Genomic DNA, 20,384 nt, shown 5'->3' on the forward strand with positions numbered 1-20,384 from the left:
CATGCGCATTGATATGCAAGGCGATCAGGACGACAACCTGGTTCATCAGCAGGACAGCGGACATGGCGGGCTGACAGACTTCGCCAGACCGTCAGGTTTCGAGCAACTCGAAGAGCGGCTGAGCTATACGGCACGTCTGGTGCCTGCCGAGACGTTCAGCATCAACATCAACCCTCTTGTAACGGCAGCGAGTGATCTGTTGGCGGAGATCGTCAAGCTGGCACTTGGCGCAGAGGCGGATGAACTTCACTCACTGAACCGAAGGCTTTCGCAGAACATCAAGCTTTTCGAGGCCCGAGCCCGGCAGGAGGGCATAGAGAACGATCAACTGCTGGCTGCCCGTTATGTGCTTTGTACAGTGATTGATGAAACTGTACTGACCACAAGTTGGGGCAGCGAATGGTCGACGATGAGCCTGCTGAGTCGTTTTCATCAGGAAACCTTTGGCGGTGAGAAGTTCTTCCTTCTGTTGGAGCGCTTATCGAGCAATCCGGCCCGGCATTTACCCATGCTGGAGTTGATGTATCTGTGCCTGTCATTGGGGTTTGAAGGCAAATACCGGGTCATGAAGCGCGGAAGCATCGAGCTGGAAGGGATTCGTGACGGCCTTTATCGGCAGATCCGGCAGTTGCGCGGCGATGTCTGTTCAGAGCTATCGCCGAACTGGCATGGAATGCAGGGCCAGCAGGGCCCGGCCATTCGCCCGGCTCCCTGGTGGCTGGTGGGTGTGTTCACCTTCGTGAGCCTGACAGTGATGTATTCGGGGTTCGCCTGGGTACTGGCCGAGCAGCGCGAGATGGTGCTCAAACCCTATCGTCAGATCCACGCCGCAGTACCCAAGACCTCCGCCGCAAACAGAGACATGTAATGAAAAATCTCTTCAAGAAAATGGCAGCCCTGTTTTGCCGGACATGGGTGTGGACGCTGCTGTCCGTGTTGTTTCTGGCGCTGTGCATATGGTTCGCGGGGCCGTTTCTGGCGGTGGCCGATCACAAGTTCTGGGAAAGCCCGACGTCCCGTCTTTTGTCCGTGAGCCTGTTGTTTCTGCTGTGGGGGCTGAGCATGGTCTTCGTCAGTTGGCGCAGCGCAGCAGGCAGGAAGAAACTGGAGGCCGACACGGCTGGTCAGGAGCATCTTCGCCAGCAGGCCCTGATTGAAAAAGAGCACAAGGAGTTATCCGGACGTTTCAGGGATGCGTTGCGTGTCATCAAGCTTTCCAGCCTGTATGGCGGTCAGGGTGAGCGTTTGCCCTGGTACCTGTTGATCGGCCCTGCCGGGAGTGGCAAGACGAGCCTTCTGGACTTTTCCGGCTTGGAGTTTCCGCTCAATAAAACCGGGCGCAAGTTGACCCGTGATACCCGAGGCACCGCCAGCAGCGATTGGTACTTTGCCGATCAGGCGGTGATTATCGATACGCCGGGCCGATACCTTGAGCAGGCCACGCCGCAAGTCGATGCCAGCGCCTGGCTTACGTTGCTGGGGCTGCTGCGTAACCGTCGACGGACCTGTCCGGTCAATGGCGTATTGGTGACGTTGCCTGTCGATATCCTTTTGGAGAATGACGAAGTCCGTCTGGAGATGGTCGCCGAAGCGGTACGTAACCGTCTGGATGAGTTGTATCGCAAGTTGCATGTCGATGTGCCGGTTTATCTGGTGTTGACCAAGGCCGACTCGCTGCAGGGGTTCGATGAGTTTTTCGACCAGCTATCCAGAGAAGAAGGCGAGCAGGTGCTTGGCGCGACGTTCGGCAAGGATCAGCCAGGCAGTGACCCCGATGTGCTCAAGCACGAGTTCGAAGAACTGCTGCGACGCCTGGGCAGCCAGGTCATCATGCGTATCCACCAGGAGCATGACCTTCAGCGGCGTGGGCGAATGCTCGGGTTTCCCGATCAGTTCGGGTTGATCGGGCATCGGCTGTGCATGTTTGCCGAGATGGCTTTTGCGGGGAGTCGATATCAGCGCGCCACGCAACTGCGCGGTTTCTATCTGACCTGCGCGCCTCATCTGCTCGCAAGCGTTCAAGAGGCCAGTGCAGAGGAGGGCAACAGTGCGCCGGGCAACAACAAGGTGTTGCCAGGCATGCACACCGGGCGCGCACGCTTCATTCGTTACCTGTTGAGCCGGGTCATTTTCCCCGAAGCGGCCCTGGCCATGATGGACAAGGGCGAGCGCTGGCGAGTGGATTGGGCGCGTCGCGGCTTGTATTGCGCTACCCTGATGATATTGGCGTTGTTCGGTGCGCTGTGGGCGAACGGTTTTGCCACCAATCATGATCGCCTGGAGAGCATTCGCCATCTGGCGCAGCAGTGGACACAGCAGCGTTCTGCCCTGAATACGCAGGCCGATGCTCTGGCGATACTCAAGCCTCTGAACCTCAGCCATGCAGCCGCCCAGGTTTTTCCCGCGCCAGAAGAGGTATCACTTCATGAGTACAGCGGCCTTTATCAAGGCGAGGCCAGCAATCGTGTGCTGATGGATGCCTATCAGGCGGAGCTGCAAAACCTGTTGTTACCTCGTGTGGCCCGGACGCTGGAGGCGCAGATACAGGCCAGCATGCAGGACCGTGAGCAACTGCTGGAAAGCCTGCGTGCTTACCTGATGTTGTATTTGCCCCAGCGTCGGGATCAAGCCTTGCTGCGAGACAGGATGGCGGCGGACTGGGCGCTGCGGTATGCAGGTCAGGCGCAGGAGCAAAACGAGCTAAATGGCCATCTGGAGCGCCTGCTCAGAGAATCTTTCGTTTACCCCGTCAACGATGCGCTGGTGGCCCAGGCCCGTCAGGCGCTTCGTAGCGAGTCGCTGGCCACTATCGTCTATCGGGTATTGCGCGAGCAGGCGCGCACTCTTGGGGATTATCGTCTTGCTCAACATATCGGCACCCAGGCCAGCCTTCTGGTTGGCACGCAATACCCGATTCCCGGTTTCTATACCCGGCGAGGCTACCAACAGTTCTTCGTGACCCAGGGTGTTGGCGCGGTCAATGACATCCTGCGTGACAATTGGGTGCTGGGCGACGGCGCAGGCCTGAACGGCATGGAACTGCGCAGCCTGATGGTCGAGCTGGAGCAGCTGTATTTCCGTGATTATGCCAATCATTGGAGCGAGGCTGTCGGGCAGGTTTCATTGCAGCCTTTTGACGGCCCCATGCAGGGCGCGACTCAGGTTTCAGGCCTGATATCAGCCAATTCGCCGTTACTGCAACTGCTGACGCAAGTACGCGATAACACCCAGTTTGCAGCAGCAGCCGAAACGGTAGTGGATGCGCCAGCAGTTGCCCCGAAAGGTGTGTTGAATGCAGTGGCGTCTGCTGCGGTTGAGCCGGCAGCGGCCTTGCTCCCGGTGTTGCCGGACACTGCGAAGAAATCGTTGCAGCGCCGTTTTGAACCTTTGCATCGCTTGCTGGACGAACACAACGGCCCGGCGGCGGATCTGCTTGTGGTGATCCAGGCTTTGAACGAGGTTCAACTGCAACTCGCCAGTCTGGCGCGATCCGGTCAGCCTGAGCTATTGGCTTTCGAGATGGCGCGAACCCGCATGTCGGGGCAACGGGATGCACTGAGCAACCTGCGCAATGCATCCACTCAGTTGCCGCAGCCGGTTGGTGGATGGTTCAACGGCCTGGCCGAAAGTACCTGGTCATTCGTTCTGGGTGAGGCTTATCGCTATATCAACCAGCGCTACAGGAATGAGCTGTACAGTTTCTATGAGCAGTCCCTCGATAAACGCTATCCGTTCCATGCTCATAGTGGCAGCGATGTCGCCATCAATGACTTTCGCGAGTTCTTCAAGGCGCAAGGGCTGGCCGAGCGGTTTTTCGACAGTTACATGAAGCCTTTTGTAAGTGGCGATCCGGGGCATTATCGCCTGCGTACCATTGATGGTTCAGGCTTGCCTGCCAGTCGTGCCTACCTCGATCAGATGGCCAGTGTGCAGACCATTCGCAAGAGTTTCTTTGCGGAAAACCCCGACGAACCTCTGGTGCAGTTCAAGCTTGAGCCTTACACGCTGGACCCGGCCGTCAGCCGTGCCGAGTTTCGTCTGGGCAACCAGATGATGGAGTATCGCCATGGCCCGATTGTGCCGGTCTCGTTCAAGTGGCCCACCGATGCAGATGACGGCCGTGCCAGCCTGGTGCTGGAGCGAATGACAGAACGCCCGATAGGTATCGAGAAGAGTACCGGGCCATGGTCGTTTTTCCGGCTTCTCGACCTGATGCAGGTTGAATACCTCAAAGGCCGGGATGTGCTGGTGCTCAAGGCCGATGTGGGTGGGCTGCGGGCCAATTACCTGTTGCTCGGTCAGCGATCTGCGAACCCTTTCGATGTTTCGGTATTGCGCAGATTCCGGATGCCGGCACAGCTTTGATGTTTTGAGGCCGGGAATTGCCGCCCGGCCTTGTTTTATTCCGGCACCTGCTTGCCCCAGCGTTCCATGGTGAAGTCGACAAAGCTGCGCAGTTTGGGTAGTTGGTAGCGATCCGGTGAGTAGATCAAATGCATGGGCCTGCTGGGCAAGTGATAGTCAGGCAGCAGCGCAACCAGTCGCCCGTCGCGAAGGTCCTGCTGCACGAAAGCGTCGGGAAGCATGACGATGCCTGCGCCAACCCTGGCCGTGCGGTACAGGCCTGACGAGCTGTTCATCACCATCGGGCCGCTTATCTCCACCGTGACTTCACCTTCCGGCCCGGTCAGGCGCCAGTGCTTTTCCACACCGCTCCAGTCATCGCCGGCCGGGTAGGCGAAGGCCAGGCAGTCGTGCAGTTGCAGGTCTTCCGGCCGAAGGGGCATGCCGCGTCGGGCCAGGTAATCCGGTGATGCGCAGATGGTCAGTGTGTAGTCCTGCAAGGGCCTTGCGATCAGACGCGAGTTTTCCGGAACGCTGCCCATGCGGATGGCGGCATCGAAACCGTTGTCGAGCAGGTCCAGACGCTGGTTGGTCAAGACCAGATCCAGCTTGACCTTGGGAAACTGCAAAGAGAACTCGCACAAGGACGGGGCCAGCACCTCTGAACCGAACGTCAAAGGCGCGGTAATGCGCAAGGTGCCGGTGGGTTCGCCCTGAGCCTGTTCGGCCAGTCGTTCGGATGCGGCCACCAGCCCCAGCACCTCCAGGCAGCGTTCGTAATAGGCGGTGCCGAACTCTGTCAGGCGCTGACGCCGGGTCGTGCGCTTGAGCAGGCTGACCCCGAGGCGCTGTTCCAGCGCCCGAAGATGGTTACCGACCATGGTTGTGGAAATCGAACACTCCTGTGCGGCGCCGGTCATGCTGCCTGCTTCCACAACTTTTACGTACACCGACATTGCCTGGAACAAATCCATTATCAAGTCCAAGTTTAAAATTATTGAAGGGTTTCAGTGTTTATCCAGCTCTGGTGGCTAACGATACTGCAAAAAACGACTGACCACCCTGGAGCTTTACACCATGACCGCCGATTGCCTGATGACCACTTACAAGCCCTTGGCCCTGAATTTTGTCCGTGGCCTGGGCACCCGGCTGTGGGATCAGGCAGGGCGCGAGTATCTGGACGCTGTGGCAGGCGTTGCGGTGACCAATGTCGGCCACTCTCATCCCTTGCTGGTAGCCGCTATCAGCGAGCAGGCAGGCCTACTGTTGCATACCTCCAATCTGTACAGCATTGATTGGCAGCAACGATTGGCACACAAGCTGACCCGGTTATCGGGCCTGGAGCGTGCGTTTTTCAACAATTCCGGTGCTGAGGCCAACGAAACGGCACTCAAGCTCGCCCGTTTGCATGGCTGGCACAAAGGCATTGATCAGCCCTTGGTGGTGGTCATGGAAAACGCTTTTCACGGGCGCACGCTGGGCACCTTGTCCGCGAGTGACGGGCCTGCCGTGCGGCTGGGGTTCAGCGCTTTACCGGGGGATTTCATCAAGGTTGCGTTCGGGGATCTGGCAGCGTTTGACCGGATATGTGAAAGCCATGGCCATCGCATCGCCGCCGTGCTGGTCGAGCCTGTGCAAGGTGAGGGCGGGGTGCAGGTCGCGCCAGATGGGTATCTGAAAGCCTTGCGTGAATGCTGTACACGGCGCAACTGGTTGCTGATGCTCGACGAAATCCAGACGGGCATGGGGCGTACCGGGCAATGGTTTGCCTTTCAGCACGAAGGCATAGTGCCCGACGTCATGACCCTGGCCAAAGGCCTGGGCAATGGAGTGCCCATCGGCGCCTGCCTGGCGAAAGGCCCGGCTGCCCGGTTGTTTACACCCGGCAGTCATGGCAGCACCTTTGGTGGTAATCCACTGGCCTGCCGCGCCGCCTGTACTGTGGTGGACATCATCGAGCAGCAGGATCTTGTGCAGAACGCTCGTCAGCAAGGGCTGCACTTGCTTGAGCGGTTGTGCGAAGAACTGAGCGATCACCCAGAGGTACTGGCCATTCGTGGCCTGGGATTGATGATCGGAATTGAACTGCAACAAGCCATTTCTAACCTGGCCTTGATTGCAGCCCGCCAGCAAGGTTTGTTGATCAATGTGACGAGAGGCAAGACCATCCGCCTTTTACCGCCGCTGATTCTTGATGGCGCAGAAGTCGAAATGATCGTGCAGGGCATCGTCAAGACACTGGATAGCGTCGACCGCAGTGCAATTCAGGGGTGTGCCTGAGGCAACGGATTGAGGGAAAGGCGAATCCTGGGCTATACCGTGATGATGCAGATGCGGTAGAACAAAGGCGGGAATTATGAGTCTCACCCCCCATGGATTTGAAAGGAGCCCACCATGCTTATCCGGTCCCTGACCCTCGCCACCTTGCTGATCGCTGCCGGTCCGTCGTTCGCGGCCGACAGCGATGCTCCGCTGGCGCAGGAGCGCGGCAAGACACGTCCGTTGATCATCATTGCCCCCAGCACGGTCGACCCCACCCTGATCAGCCTGAAAAAGGCCCTTGATGAACCCGCCAATCGCGAGGCATTCGCCCAGCGCAATATGGTCCTCTATACCGTGGTCAATACCATCGGTGAGCGTAACGGCAAAACCATGGATGCCCAGTCCACCATGGCCTTGATACGCGAACTCAAGCTGGGTGCGGGTGTACAGACCAAGGTCATTCTTGTGGGCAAGGATGGCGAGAAGAAGATCGAGAAATCCGGGGCAATCGATCCCAAGGAAATCTTCGCCACCATCGATCAGATGCCGATGCGCGAAAAAGAAGCTGCCGCGCCGCCCCCGGAACCGGAAGCCAAACCGGCGCCTGCCGAAAAGGCTGCGAAACCCGGCAAGGCGACCCAAGGCAAGACGCTGGACGATTGATGAGAGAGCAGGGTGGAGCTGTGTTGTCAGCTCCACCCTTTTTCTGTTGAGGCTCAATCGCCTCGAATGTACTGCTCAAGCTGCTGGATAAGGCTGGCCTGTTCCGCGATGGCTTCCTTGACCAGGTCACCGATGGACAACAGTCCCAGCAACTGCCCGTCTTCCACTACCGGCAGGTGACGAAGATGATTGTCGGTCATGATGCCCATGCAGGTTTCCACGCTCTGTTGTGAATCGACCGTGATGACCTTGCTGCTCATGATGGCGCTGACCGGCGTGCCGACAGACGAGCGTCCCTTGAGAATCATCTTGCGTGCGTAGTCACGCTCGCTGACCACCCCGACAACCACACCGCCTGCAACGACCGGCAATGCCCCGATATTCTTGTCGGCCATCAGCCTGAGTGCATCGAGCACCATCTGATCGGGACCGATGGTATGCACTTGCTGGTTGTGTTCGGATTTGAGCTTCAGCAATTGGGCAACGGTTTTCATATGGCTCTCCGTGAATGAGGACCTGAACAGACTGCGTGAATTATTGTAGCCCTCGGTTGAGGGCACTACAGAATCACGGGAACGGAGAATTCAGGCAAGTCTTTGTGAAAGGGGGATGCCAGGCCCCCTTTTGCATGATCTACCAGCGATAGGTCGCACTGGCCTGCACGGTACGTTGCGCGCCGTACCAGCACCACGAATAGTAATAGCAGGACGCTATGTATTCCTTGTTGGCCAGGTTGGAGACATTCAGCGCCAGACGCAGGTTATCCATCGGGCTGTAGAGGTTTGGAATGTCGTAATGCGCCGCAGCGTCGAACAAGGTGTAGCCCGGCACTTTCAGGCTGTTGGCCTCATCACCCCAGGTCGAGCCGATATAACGCGCACCACCACCGACGCCAAAGCCGTTCAGCTTGCCCTCGCGAAAGGTGTAGTCGACCCATGCCGAGGCCGTATGACGCGGAATGGCTGGCGGGGTTGTGCCTTCAGCCGGCAGCGCCGGGCCATTGGCCTGGCCGACGATCCCCGGCTGGACCCGCACTGTGCTGTTTGACTTGCTGATCTGGTTGTCCAGATAGGCATAAGCCGCCGTGATATCCAGGTTGTCGCTCAGGCTGGCCTTGCCTTCAAGCTCGAAGCCGCGTGACTGGACTTCGCCCGTCTGGACCTGGCAGCGGGCACCGTTGCAGATATTGGTCGCGACCGGGTCCGGAGTCAGCACATTGGTGCGTCGCAAATCGAAGATGGCGGCACTGATGAAGCTGTTGCTGCCCGGCGGCTGATACTTGATGCCCAACTCGTACTGCTTGCCCTCGGTCGGCTCGAAAGGCCTGTTGCCAAAGCCTGTGCCCGATTGCGGCTCGAAGGATTCGGAATAGCTGATGTAAGGCGCCAGGCCGTTATCGAACAGATAGACCAGCCCCAGACGCCCAGTGAAGGCTTCACTTTCCACCGAGCTTTTGGTTTTCACGCCGGTCGCTATCCGTCTTGAACTGTTGGTGCTGTCAGCCCAGTCGTAGCGGCCACCCATCAGCAATACCCATTTGTCCCACTTCAACTGTTCTTGCAGATACAGACCTTTCTGCTGGCTGCGGGCGGTCGCGTCAGTGCTGTAGGTGATGGGCGTTATCGGGCTGCCGTACACCGGGTCGAACAAGTCCAGCGCCGGACCATTGCCACTCCCGGATTTGGTGTCGGTACTGGTGTTCTGATAATCGGCACCGAACAGCACCGTATGCTGCACAGGGCCAGTATTGAATTTGGCCTGGAGTTGATTATCGACAGTGTAGGAATCCATGTTTACATCGCTGCCGATGGTGTAGCGCCCCATGGTGCGGTAATCGGGCTGCAAGGCATCGGTGCCGTTGTAGATACTCTGATAGATACCTTCGCTGCGCAGGTAGCGGGTGTTCTGGCGAAAGGTCCAGACATCGTTCAAGTGATGCTCGAACAGGTAGCCGACGGCGTGATACTCACGGTCGCTTTTCTCGAAGTCCTTTTCTCCGTCGTAGAAGTCCACGTCGATATTGCGCCCGGTCGGGCTGTCCAGCAATGAGCCGTAAGCCGGCATCGAGCCATAAGATGCGCCTTTGGGATCACTTTGATAGTTCGCCAGAAAAGTCAGCGAGGTGTCTTCATTCGGGCGCCAGGTGAAGGCTGTCGCAATCGATTGGCGGCGGGTTTCGGTATGTTCGATCTGGCCGTCGGCATCGTCATACAGCCCGGACACGCGATAGGAGTAGACCCCCTGATCGTCAATCGGCCCGCCGAAGTCGAAGGTCGTGCGCTTCTTGTTGAAGTTGCCGTAAGTGAGCCCGATTTCGCGAAAGGGTGTCTCGGTCGGCAGCTTGCTGACCATGTTCACCACGCCGCTGGGGCTGGCCTGGCCGTACAGCACGGAAGAGGGGCCGCGCAGCACTTCGACCCGTTCCAGATCGAAAGCATCTTTCTGGGGTGACGCATCACGGTTACCCGGCATGCGCAGGCCATCCAGATAGGTCGCTGGAGAGAAACCACGGATGCTCATCTGGTCGAGTCGCGAGGCTGTAGAGCCACGGGTCTCCGGCACCACCGCCGCGCTGTAGCGCAGGATCTGATTGAGGCTCGCCGCACCCTGGGCTTTCATCTGGTCCTTCGTGACCACCGAAATCGACTGCGGCGTTTCGATCAGCGCGGTGTCGGTCTTGGTTCCGGTCCGGCCACGGGTCGCGACATAGCCGGAAACCGGGCCACTGGCGCTCTCGGCCTGGGTTGCTCCGATGATGCTGGTGGCTTGCAGCTCCATTGTTCCTTCAGTGGGTTCGGGCGCTGGCTCGATGCGATAGCGATTGGCCGATAACGCCAGGGCCTGCAAGCCAGTACCGCTGAGCAAACGGCTGATGGCCTCGTGGGTACTGAATTGCCCCTGCAGCCCGTTGCTGCGCTTGCCTCGTGTCAGAGCCGGGTCAAATGCCAGTACCAGTTGCGCTTGCTCCGCAAGAGTATTGAGCGCTTCACTCAAATCCCCGGCCGGGATCGAGAAATGGCTGACAACGCTGGCCTGTTGCTCAGGCACGGATGATTCGGCGGCTTGCAGAGGCACCGCAGCGCAGGCCATGAGAGTGGCGAACGCCAATGGATGCAGCGAACTGGCAGGGCGAGACATGAAAGATCCTTGGTGCAAATGGAGGGTTTCCTTAGCCCTGACGTACACCAAGGGAAAACGGACAGTGGAATGAGAAATATTTATATCTGGCGCGCGCCATGGCGGGAAATCAGGTAGCGCTCCAGGCACCTGTCATGTGCCTCATGTCGGCGTAGATACGATTTGATACAAATATGACACATCTTGCTAAAGCCAAGGCTTTCCTGGCCGATACCTCGCGCATAAATAGACGTTATCGCTCCGGAGCCTGGCCCCAATGAAAATTGCATCTTCCGACCAAACGCCTCTAATGCAACTGCACATTGCCAGCTCAGTGCCAGTGGTTGCGACCGAAAACTCGGTCAGTGCCAGCGTTACGCCCGTTACGGTTCAGGTTCAGATCTCCAAAGAAGGCCGTGAAAAATTAGAAAGTGAAAAATACGCGGACATTGACCGGGCTCCCTTGCCCGAAGACGTCAAAGAGGCCCTGAAGAATATTCGTAAGCTGCAGGAAAAAATTGCTGAGAAAAGTCAGGAACTGATGGAGTTGGCAAGCGACAAGACGTTGTCTGACGACGACCTCAAGCGTAAACGAGATACGTTGACGATCGAGATAAGAAGCATGCAATCCGCTTTGGGGGATGCAATGAGCGCCCTGAACAACTCAATGAGTTCAAAAAACATGAGTGCCGAGAGCCAGGGCATTGCCAGGGGGCTGCTCGGGATGAAATAAGCCATGAGCTTTGTGCGGCCAGGATTGAACATGTCCCGAACCGGGCTATGCCGGGCGCGATGTGTACGAGAAGGGTAGAATCACCTTCTGAAACACTTTCTTGAGGTCCGCACGTTGGATTTACAGCAGGGCTTTATCCTGAGCCGACACTGGCGTGATACGCCTGCCGGGACTGAAGTCGACTTCTGGCTGGCCACCGATCACGGCCCCAGACATATCCGCCTGCCTTGCCAGCCTTCCGTCGCTTTTGTGCCCGCCGAGCAGAGCGAGCGGGCCAAGGCGTTGCTGCGCAGCGAGCGTGGTGTGGAGCTGCGTCCGCTGGCGCTCTGTGATTTCCGGCATCGTCCGGTGCTGGGTGTCTATTGCCAGCAGCATCGGCAGTTGATGAACATCGAGAAGCTGTTGCGCAAGGGCAATGTGGATGTCTATGAAGCCGACATCCGCCCCCCGGAACGCTACCTGATGGAGCGCTTCATCACGGCTCCGGTGCTGTTCGGTGGTACGCCCGATGCCGATGGCGTGTTGTGCGATGCCCATATCAAACCCGACCCGACTTATCGTCCGCAGTTGAAACTGGTGTCGCTGGATATCGAAACCACGGCCAGGGGTGAGCTGTATTCGATTGCCCTGGAAGGCTGCGGGCAGCGCCAGGTCTACATGCTGGGGCCAGCCAACGGCGGCAATGAAGCGCTGGATTTTCAACTGGAATATTGCGACACCCGCGCACAGTTGCTGGAGAGGCTGAACCAGTGGATGGCCCTCCATGATCCGGATGCGATCATCGGCTGGAATGTGGTGCAGTTCGACCTGCGAGTCCTGCATGAGCATGCCAAGCGCCTGCAGGTTCCTCTGATGCTGGGGCGTGACAACGAGCCCATGGGCTGGCGCGAGCATGGCAGCCGCAATAATCATTACTTTGCCGATATCGGCGGCCGTCTGGTGATCGACGGTATTGAAGCGCTGCGCTCCGCAACCTGGAGCTTTCCGTCGTTCAGCCTTGAAAACGTGGCGCAGACTCTGCTGGGCGAAGGCAAGGCCATTGATACGCCGTATCAGCGCATGGACGAAATAAACCGGATGTTCGCCGAGGACAAGCCGGCGCTGGCCCGCTACAACATCAAGGACTGCGAACTGGTGACACGGATCTTCGCCAGGACCGAGTTGCTGACCTTCCTGCTGGAGCGCGCCACGGTGACCGGCTTGCCCGCCGACCGCAGCGGTGGTTCGGTTGCCGCGTTCTGCCATTTGTATATCCCGCTGATGCACCGCCAGGGCTTTGTTGCCCCCAATCTCGGCGAGCGCCTGCCGGAAGCCAGCCCCGGTGGCTTTGTCATGGACTCCCGGCCCGGTCTGTATGAGTCTGTGCTGGTGCTGGATTACAAGAGCCTGTATCCGTCGATCATCCGCTCTTTCCTGATCGACCCCGTGGGGCTTGTCGAGGGTATGCGTCAGCCGGATGACGAGCATTCCGTACCGGGCTTTCGCGGGGCGCGTTTTTCCCGTACGCGGCATAGCCTGCCGTCCATTGTCGAGCGTGTCTGGCAAGGTCGTGAAACCGCCAAGCGCGAACAGAATGCGCCGCTGTCCCAGGCGTTGAAGATCATCATGAACGCTTTCTATGGCGTGTTGGGGTCGAGCGGTTGTCGCTTTTTCGACCCGCGCCTGGCGTCGTCGATCACCATGCGTGGCCATGAAATCATGCTCAAGACCCGTGAACTGATCCAGGCTCAGGGCTACACGGTGATCTACGGCGACACCGATTCAACCTTCGTCTGGCTGGGACGTCCGCACGAGCAGGAGGAAGCCGCGGATATCGGCCGGGCGCTGGTCAAGCATGTCAACCAGTGGTGGCGTGAGCATCTGCACAACGAGTACGGTCTGCAAAGTGCCCTTGAGTTGCAATATGAAACGCATTTTCGCCGTTTTCTGATGCCGACCATTCGGGGCGCCGAGGAGGGCAGCAAGAAGCGTTATGCCGGGTTGGTGACTCGTGCCGACGGCAGCGAGGAAATGGTCTACAAAGGGCTGGAAACCGTACGCACCGACTGGTCGCCGCTGGCGCAGCAGTTTCAGCAGGAGCTGTACTTGCGGATCTTCAAGCGCCAGCCTTATCAGGATTATGTGCGTGAGTATGTACGCCGCACTCTGGCCGGCGAACTCGATGACTTGCTGATTTATCGCAAGCGGTTGCGTCGCAAGCTGGATGACTACCAACGCAACGTCCCGCCCCATGTGCGGGCGGCGCGTCTTGCCGATGAGTACAACGACCGTCAGGGCCGACCGCGCCAGTATCAGAACGGTGGCTGGATCAGCTATGTGATAAGTGTCGCCGGGCCAGAGCCCCTGGAGATTCGTACCGCGCCTATCGATTACGACCATTACGTCAGCAAGCAACTGCAACCCTTGGCTGACGCAATTCTGCCGTTTGTGCTGTCCCGAACCATCGACTTGCAGAGTCTGGATCAGCTCAGTTTTGACTTCTGATTACGGCTGGTTCATTCCGGAATTTCAATACGGATTGCGCGGGTCCCGATTTCTGCGCCGCTCACGCTATCAATCGCAACAGGTTTTATATCGATGCCCGTCTCGGCATCCAGAAAGCGCGTCAGATCGCCTTCACCTCGATGCTTCTTGCCCCAGGCGCCGATCATGAACAGCACCGGCAAGTAGTCTCTTCCGGCCTCGGTCAAGACATATTCCTCTCGTGGCGGGCGCTCAGAATACAGGCGTTTCTCCAGCAGTTTCTCGTCCGTTAGCGTCGCAAGACGCTTGGTGAGCATGGTCGGGGCGATCCCCAGGCTCTTCTTGAACTGGTCAAAGCGCGTCAGGCCAGCATTGGCATCGCGAAGGATCAGCATGCTCCAGGCATCACCTATGCAAGCGAGGCTTCGGGCGATGGGGCAGGTGCTTTCGGTAGTGTTTTTTGAGTTCATATCATTTCAGTATTGACTAGGTACTGAAACGATACTAGCATTTCTTCCGTACCGAGTCCACCCGCAAAGGGGCTGGAGGGGCGAAGCAATATCGTCCACGTTGATCGCACAGTTTCCGGTGCGCGTATGCCAACGGCTGAATCGCAACTTTACTGCGAGTGGCCAAGTAACGCCTTGACTTTGGGGAATGATAAATGAGCAAGACAGTTTTGATTACAGGCGCATCATCTGGTTTTGGGCTATTGCTCGCCAGACAGCTTTATCAACAAGGCTTCAATGTTATCGGCACGAGTCGCGAGCCGCACAAGTATGCAGCTCAGGTTCCGTTCAAACTCTTGAAGCTCGATATCGATGATGATCATTCGATAAAGTCTTTTGTGACGGAGTTGTTTCAGCATACCCGGCAACTGGATGTATTGGTCAATAACGCCGGTTATATGGTCACGGGCATTGCAGAAGAAACACCCGTCGAATTGGGACGTCAGCAACTGGAAACAAACTTCTGGGGAACAGTGAAAGTCACAAATGCCCTTTTGCCGCATTTCAGGGCGCAGAAGCAGGGCAGGATTATCACCGTCAGTTCGATTGTCGGTTTGATCGGGCCACCCAATCTGTCTTACTACACGGCGTCGAAGCATGCCGTACAGGGCTATTTCAAATCCCTGCGTTTCGAGTTGAACCCGTTCAACATCAAGGTCAGCATGGTTGAGCCGGTCTGGTTCAAGACCAACCTTGGCCACAACGCCGTCACCGCAGAAGACACCTTCATCCCGGATTACAACGCATACCGCACGCAAGTGAGGGCTGCGACGCAGAAAGGTATCGACGGCGCTGAGGCTCCCGACAAGGTTGTCAAGACCATTACCCGTCTGATCCACGCCAAAGAGCCAGGATTCAGTAACCCTGTGGGCAAGATGACCCGCATGATTCTTTTCCTGCAAAACTATGTGCCCAGGATGTTTGAAAGCGCGATCCTGAAAAGCGTTAAAACAGCTTGAACAATAGAGTCGAAGTCAAAGAGCGGGAAGCATGGAAGCTTCGCCCTTGAGTATTATTCCTGAGAGTATCTGATCATGAAGTATTACTTGTGTAAGTTCATTCCTCCGCGTGCGGATTTTCTGGCAACCATGACGGCCGATGAGCAGCAATGGATGAAACAGCATGGCGAGTATCTGAATGCGCTGCTTGAAGATAATGTGATTGTTGCACACGGCCCGGTCATCGATGAAAGCGGTGGTTATGGTGTTTCGCTTTATCAGATTGCCGATGATCAGGATATTGCGGCTTTTACTGCCGAAGATCCTATTGTAAAGAACGGGGTCGGCCACTACGAACATTACACCATGCTTCATTTGAAGGCCCGCTGATCACAACTAAAGCAAACGCTCTACCAGCATCGGCAATACCTGCTCGCACGAAGCCTCGATCTTCATGTGTAGCAAATCGTCTGCACGGGTCTTGCCCTGATTGATCGCAATGACGGGTTTGCCCTGTTCGACCATCGCCTTGCACAACCGAAATGCCGACCAGGCCATCAATGAGGTGCCGACCACCAGCAGTCCATCGGCCTGCTCGACACTTTGCGTGGCTTTGGCGGCAGTATAGGTTGCGACGTTTTCACCAAAGAACACCACGTCCGGCTTCAGCCGCTGGCCATCGCAATGCGGGCAATGGGGTACCTGAAAGTCAGCCTCGAAAGACGAGTCCAGCAGGGTGTCGCCATCAGGCGCTTGTATGGCGTCGACCCCGGAGAGATAAGGGTTCTGCGCGAGCATGATGTCCTGGATCGTGGCGCGGTCATTGCGTTGATGGCAGTCCAGGCAATAGACGCGATGCAGGCTGCCATGCAACTCGATCACGCCATGGCTTCCCGCCTGATCGTGGAGCGCATCGACGTTCTGGGTAATGAGCCCGCTGATGTTGCCACTGGCCTGCAAACTCGCCAATGCCCGGTGCGCGGCATTGGGCTCAGCCTTGCGGATACGCGGCCAACCGAGCATCGCCCGCGCCCAGTAACGCTGTCGTGCGCTGTGTTCCTTGAGGAATTCCTGATACATCATCGGCTGCTTGCCACGCCGCACGCCATCCTTGTCGCGATAGTCGGGAATGCCCGACGCCGTGCTGATGCCTGCGCCGGTCAGGGCAAGGAGCGGCCTGTCGGTCAGGGTCTGGAGCAGGTCGCGGATCGTGTTGTCCAGCATCGTCGGACCTCTAACGGAGGGTTCAGGTCGAGGTTACCACCAATCGTTTACCGGCCAATCCTTTTACCAGGCCTTGCTCCAATATCACTGGCCTGACCATCCTTTTGTTTGCCGGTTCTGGCCTGGGTGATCAGCGCGGGGATCAGCGGGCCTTCAGGCAGGGTTTTCCAGAAGCGCGAAGGCATATGACCTTGCATGACCTTGGGGTTCAGGCGTGCGGGGTTGAAGATGTGGCTGTAATAGGTCAGCCACAGATCGCCGTGGGGGTCTTCTACCTGACGGGCCAGCTTTTGCCAGACCTCGGGGCAGCGCCGTTCATGGATCAGTTGTGTGCCATCGTAATAAACCCCGTCTCTTGGGGTGGCGATCATCCAGCGATGCTGGCCCATGCGGCCGATGAAGTGCTGGCTGGCGCTTTCCAGAATGTCATGGGCCGGTTCGTGCCAGGCCACGTATTCGGGTTGTAGCAGATCGCAGGCTTCGCTTGAGGCAGGAAGTGCCACAAAGCGCAGGAAGGCATGCAGGTGATGGGCCTCACGGCCAATGGTCTTGAGGCGTCGATGCAGTTCGCTGCCCAGCTTGTCACCCGCCAGCATGGCGGTCCGGTCGCCATGGCTGACCCGCCACAACACTTCATACAACAGGCTCCAGCGCTGATCGCCCCGATAGCAGGCCGCGCTTTGCAGCAAATGCAGCAACTCCAGCGGTACGCGCGCCTGAAACGGCCCTTGTTGCTGCGGGATATCTTCATCGCTGGAGAAAAGATCCGCAGCGCTGCCAGCCTTCCAGCTGACCCGGCTGGGATCGATTTCATGGCTCAACAGCCAGCGTGCCTGCTGGCGCCAGGTATCGAACAGGTCATCGCAATCCAGGCAGATCATCCCCAAAGCCCCAGTTGTTGAGGTTGCGGCCTATCCCGCAACTGGTGATGCAGTTGTTCGCTGCTGCTGTCGGCCTGGGACGGATGGTAATCGCTGGTGATGATGAACGGCCTGGCTTTGGCCAGGACGCAGCGCAGCCGGGTCAGGTCCTCATAGCGAATGCGCCGTTGCCTGCGCAGTTCGACCAGCCGTTGGGTGGTGCGGATGCCGATGCCCGGAATACGGGCGATCAGGGCCGGTTCGGCGTTGTTCAGGTCCAGCGGGAAGACCGCACGGTTGCTCAAGGCCCAGGCCAGCTTGGGGTCGATGTCCAGCGCCAGATCGCCCGGTCCATTGAGCAGTTCAGTGGCAGTAAAACCGTAGCCGCGCAATAGAAAGTCGGCCTGATACAGGCGGTGTTCGCGCAGCAGTGGCGGTGCGGCCAGTGGCACGCTGTTCGGGCTGTTGGGGATCGGGCTGAACGCCGAGTAATAGACCCGGCGCAACTTGAAGTTGCTGTAGAGCGACTGAGCACTGTGCAGGATGGTGCTGTCATCGGTGGCGTCGGCCCCCACGATCATCTGGGTACTTTGCCCGGCGGGTGCGAAACGCGGGGCACGTGGCTCGTTGAGCACGGTCTGCTCGCCGGTGTGGATGGTTTTCATGGCCAGCTTGATGGAGGCCACGTCCTTTTCCGGTGCCAGGGTTTGCAGGCTGGCATCGGTTGGCAGCTCGATATTCACGCTCAGGCGATCGGCATACAGGCCTGCTTGTTCTATCAGCGCCGGATCGGCATCGGGGATGGTCTTGAGGTGGATATAGCCCCGAAACTCGTGTTTCTCGCGCAGCAGCCGGGCGACCTGCACCAGTTGCTCCATGGTGTAGTCGGCGGACCGGATGATGCCGGAACTCAGGAACAACCCGCTGACACAGTTGCGTCGATAGAAATCCAGCGTCAGGGTGACGACTTCTTCAGGGCTGAAGCGAGCACGGGGCACATCGCTGGAGCGCCGGTTGACGCAGTATTGGCAGTCATACAGGCAGAAGTTGGTCAGCAGGATTTTCAGCAGCGAGACGCAGCGACCATCGGGCGTGAAGCTGTGGCAAATGCCCATGCCGGTAGTCGAGCCAAGTCCCGTCTTGCCTTGTGAACTGCGCTTGGGAGCGCCGCTGCTGGCGCACGACGCATCGTATTTGGCAGCGTCTGCCAGAATGCTGAGCTTGTCGATGAGCTGCATGAAAAATACCGATACTGTTTTTATATACAGTATAGGGTTAAGTGACTTACCACAAGCTCGGAATCAGGCTACAGGCCCTGACTGGTCCGTATCAGATCATAGGCCTTGCGGGCCAGTGGATTAACGGTGTTGGGCCGAATCCACAAGTGATAGGTCACGTTGGGCAGGCGCGGCAGGCCATCGTTCTCACCCAGTACGCGCATGTCCGGCCCGAGCATTTCCATGCTGCGCGGCGTGACGCCGAGGCCTGCACGAGTGGCGGCCTTGATGCCGATCAGATTGGACGCCAGATAAGCCTGCCGCCACGGGATATTGGCGGCTTCCAGAGCCTGCAGGGCATAGCGCCGATAGATGCTCGGTTCATCCACCAGAATCAGCGGCAGCGGTTCGTCCGGTACATGGATGTATTGCGCGGAACAGATCCACCACACAGGCGAAGTACGCAAGGCAAAACCTTCCAGGGTCGGGTCTTCGCGGGTGGAAATCACCATGTCCACCTTGCCGCGATGCAGGTCTTCCATCAGAAAGGGGCTGCGGCCCACGTCGATTTCAAGGCGCAGGCGTGGAGCCGAGCGGGCGATATGGCTCAGCAGCGGCGGCAGAATGGTGTCAGCGATGTCATGGGGCGAGCCGATACGCAACACGCCACTCAGGCTGCTTTCACGCAACGAGTTCAGGGCGTCGTCATTGAGCGACAGCATCTGCCGGGCATGACGTAGTAACTGTCGGCCCGGCTCGGTCAGTTGCTTCTGGCGACCTTGTTTCTGGAACAGGCTGACACCCACTTGTTGCTCCAGACGCTGCATGTGCTGAGTGACCGAGGACTGAGTGCGTGACAGCTGCATGCCAGCCTCGGCAAAGCTGTGATGATCGACCACGGCGACAAAGGTGCGCAGCAGTTCCAGGTCGAGAGTCGAGGTCGGGCTTGATGGGGCGGTCATGGTGATCTGTGCTGAATTCATATCAGGGGTTCAGGCAAATACATTACGTAATTTTATGTTTTATGTGGTGTTTTTTCTGCGCGTTTTAATTTTGTCCAATGAATACTGGGTTTTTATTGGCGGTTGAGCGGGCTCTGCATGGAAAGTTATAACCATATTTGATATTTGAATTTCCGTTAACAGGCAACGATCCGTAATGTCCCGGCATCAGGTCGGGGAACTCCGATCATTTGCCTGGGGAATTTACATGCCGACTCGCTCATCCGTTTCACGTTTCTTCCCGGCCATGCTGGGGCTGTTTGCCGGTCTGGCGGTCAGTGGTTCGGCACTGGCCGATGCCACCCTGGACAAGATCCAGGAGCGTCATCGTCTGGTGGTGGGCGTGTTGTTGTCCGGCGGGCCTTTCGGCTCCATCGATCCGGCGACCCAGAAACCCAAGGGCGCGAACGTGGATCTGGCCGAAGACATCGGGCGTCGCCTGGGTGTCGAGGTGGAGCTGGTGTCGGTATTGACTGCCAATCGCGTGCAATTCCTGCAACAAGGCAAGGTCGATCTGTTGATCGCCAATATGGAGTGGACCCCGGAGCGCGGCCAGATACTCGGCTCGGTGCCGACGCCTTTCTACAAGGTGGGCGGTACAGCCGTTGTACTCAAGGACAGCAAGATCAACCGTTGGGAAGACCTCAAGGGGCAGCCGGTCTGCACCTCTCAGGGCAGCAGCTACATCAAGCCGCTGACCGAGTTCGGTGCAGAACTGAAAGCCTTCAAGAGTTCTGCCGAATCCTTGCTGGCGCTGCGCGGCAATAATTGTGTCGCGGCCGTGCATGACGCCACGCTGATCAATCCACTGCTGGCCAGCAACGAAGAGTGGAAGGGCTACCGCGCCATTCTCCCTGAGCTGAACCCGGCACCTTCCGTGATCTGGACCCGTATCGGCGAAACCGATACCCAGGCGCGTCTGGACAGCATCGTCAAGGACTGGCATCGCACCGGCTGGCTGATCGAAGTCGAAAAACGCCACAACATCACACCTGCATCCCCGGCACTGGTCGAGCTGCATGAGCAGTTCAAGGCCAAGGGCGCCTGACTTTC

General features: G+C 58.0%; 17 protein-coding genes. 9 read left to right on the plus strand and 8 right to left on the minus strand.

Annotation, left to right across the window (positions count from 1 at the left end; genetic code table 11):
- Position 1: 1 nt before the first annotated feature.
- Both icmH and tssM read left to right on the plus strand, forming a co-directional pair.
- Positions 2-868: a type IVB secretion system protein IcmH/DotU gene (icmH, locus tag JL015_RS00280; RefSeq protein WP_201016933.1), complete on the plus strand. Its 867-nt coding sequence runs from the start codon at positions 2-4 to the stop codon at positions 866-868.
- On the plus strand, positions 868-4,365 hold the full coding sequence (gene tssM / locus JL015_RS00285; RefSeq protein ID WP_201016934.1) for a type VI secretion system membrane subunit TssM: 3,498 nt from the start codon (positions 868-870) through the stop codon (positions 4,363-4,365). Before icmH ends, tssM begins: the two co-directional genes overlap by 1 nt.
- A gap of 35 nt (positions 4,366-4,400) precedes the next feature.
- On the opposite strand, the gene JL015_RS00290 is transcribed toward tssM, so the two are convergent.
- Positions 4,401-5,318, minus strand: coding sequence for a LysR family transcriptional regulator (locus tag JL015_RS00290; protein WP_201016935.1), 918 nt, complete (start codon positions 5,316-5,318; stop codon positions 4,401-4,403).
- A gap of 103 nt (positions 5,319-5,421) precedes the next feature.
- Between JL015_RS00290 and JL015_RS00295 the strand changes: the two genes are divergently transcribed.
- Together JL015_RS00295 and JL015_RS00300 are read left to right on the plus strand one after the other, a co-directional pair.
- Positions 5,422-6,624: an aspartate aminotransferase family protein gene (locus JL015_RS00295; RefSeq protein WP_201016936.1), complete on the plus strand. Its 1,203-nt coding sequence runs from the start codon at positions 5,422-5,424 to the stop codon at positions 6,622-6,624.
- A gap of 114 nt (positions 6,625-6,738) precedes the next feature.
- Positions 6,739-7,269 carry a DUF4174 domain-containing protein gene (locus JL015_RS00300; protein WP_201016937.1) on the plus strand — a complete coding sequence of 177 codons (531 nt, stop codon included), beginning with the start codon at positions 6,739-6,741 and terminating at the stop codon, positions 7,267-7,269.
- Between the two features lie 53 nt (positions 7,270-7,322).
- Here the strand turns inward: JL015_RS00300 and JL015_RS00305 are convergent, their stop codons facing one another.
- A complete protein-coding gene (locus JL015_RS00305) occupies positions 7,323-7,763 on the minus strand; it encodes a CBS domain-containing protein (RefSeq protein WP_201000349.1) in 441 nt (146 codons plus the stop codon).
- A gap of 139 nt (positions 7,764-7,902) precedes the next feature.
- Complete coding sequence (locus JL015_RS00310; RefSeq protein WP_201016938.1) at positions 7,903-10,407, minus strand: TonB-dependent siderophore receptor; 2,505 nt, start codon at positions 10,405-10,407, stop codon at positions 7,903-7,905.
- Between the two features lie 256 nt (positions 10,408-10,663).
- Between JL015_RS00310 and JL015_RS00315 the strand changes: the two genes are divergently transcribed.
- Positions 10,664-11,119: a hypothetical protein gene (locus JL015_RS00315; RefSeq protein ID WP_201016939.1), complete on the plus strand. Its 456-nt coding sequence runs from the start codon at positions 10,664-10,666 to the stop codon at positions 11,117-11,119.
- 114 nt (positions 11,120-11,233) lie between these two features.
- Positions 11,234-13,603 (plus strand): DNA polymerase II, encoded by a 2,370-nt coding sequence (locus JL015_RS00320; protein ID WP_201016940.1) that lies wholly within the window; start codon positions 11,234-11,236, stop codon positions 13,601-13,603.
- A gap of 11 nt (positions 13,604-13,614) precedes the next feature.
- Here the strand turns inward: JL015_RS00320 and JL015_RS00325 are convergent, their stop codons facing one another.
- On the minus strand, positions 13,615-14,052 hold the full coding sequence (locus JL015_RS00325) for a winged helix-turn-helix transcriptional regulator (RefSeq protein ID WP_201016941.1): 438 nt from the start codon (positions 14,050-14,052) through the stop codon (positions 13,615-13,617).
- Positions 14,053-14,246: 194 nt separating this feature from the next.
- On the opposite strand from JL015_RS00325, the gene JL015_RS00330 reads away from it, so the two are divergent.
- On the plus strand, positions 14,247-15,050 hold the full coding sequence (locus JL015_RS00330) for an SDR family NAD(P)-dependent oxidoreductase (protein ID WP_201016942.1): 804 nt from the start codon (positions 14,247-14,249) through the stop codon (positions 15,048-15,050).
- 75 nt (positions 15,051-15,125) lie between these two features.
- Positions 15,126-15,419 (plus strand): YciI family protein, encoded by a 294-nt coding sequence (locus JL015_RS00335; RefSeq protein WP_201016943.1) that lies wholly within the window; start codon positions 15,126-15,128, stop codon positions 15,417-15,419.
- Between the two features lie 6 nt (positions 15,420-15,425).
- On the opposite strand, the gene JL015_RS00340 is transcribed toward JL015_RS00335, so the two are convergent.
- The 4 genes from JL015_RS00340 to JL015_RS00355 form a co-directional block, all read right to left on the minus strand.
- A complete protein-coding gene (locus tag JL015_RS00340) occupies positions 15,426-16,253 on the minus strand; it encodes an NAD-dependent protein deacetylase (protein WP_201016944.1) in 828 nt (275 codons plus the stop codon).
- A 47-nt stretch (positions 16,254-16,300) separates the two neighbouring features.
- Positions 16,301-17,134 (minus strand): TIGR03915 family putative DNA repair protein, encoded by an 834-nt coding sequence (locus JL015_RS00345; protein ID WP_201000357.1) that lies wholly within the window; start codon positions 17,132-17,134, stop codon positions 16,301-16,303.
- Positions 17,131-18,351, minus strand: coding sequence for a putative DNA modification/repair radical SAM protein (locus JL015_RS00350; protein WP_201000358.1), 1,221 nt, complete (start codon positions 18,349-18,351; stop codon positions 17,131-17,133). The genes JL015_RS00345 and JL015_RS00350 overlap by 4 nt, the downstream gene beginning before the upstream one ends.
- A 68-nt stretch (positions 18,352-18,419) precedes the next feature.
- Positions 18,420-19,292: a LysR substrate-binding domain-containing protein gene (locus tag JL015_RS00355; RefSeq protein WP_201016945.1), complete on the minus strand. Its 873-nt coding sequence runs from the start codon at positions 19,290-19,292 to the stop codon at positions 18,420-18,422.
- Positions 19,293-19,539: 247 nt separating this feature from the next.
- Here JL015_RS00355 and JL015_RS00360 point away from each other — a divergent pair, with 247 nt between their 5' ends.
- On the plus strand, positions 19,540-20,379 hold the full coding sequence (locus tag JL015_RS00360) for a transporter substrate-binding domain-containing protein (RefSeq protein WP_374004983.1): 840 nt from the start codon (positions 19,540-19,542) through the stop codon (positions 20,377-20,379).
- Positions 20,380-20,384 lie beyond the last annotated feature (5 nt).

It is taken from the genome of Pseudomonas cichorii, from assembly GCF_015471405.1.
In the GTDB taxonomy this organism is placed as follows: domain Bacteria; phylum Pseudomonadota; class Gammaproteobacteria; order Pseudomonadales; family Pseudomonadaceae; genus Aquipseudomonas; species Aquipseudomonas serbiensis.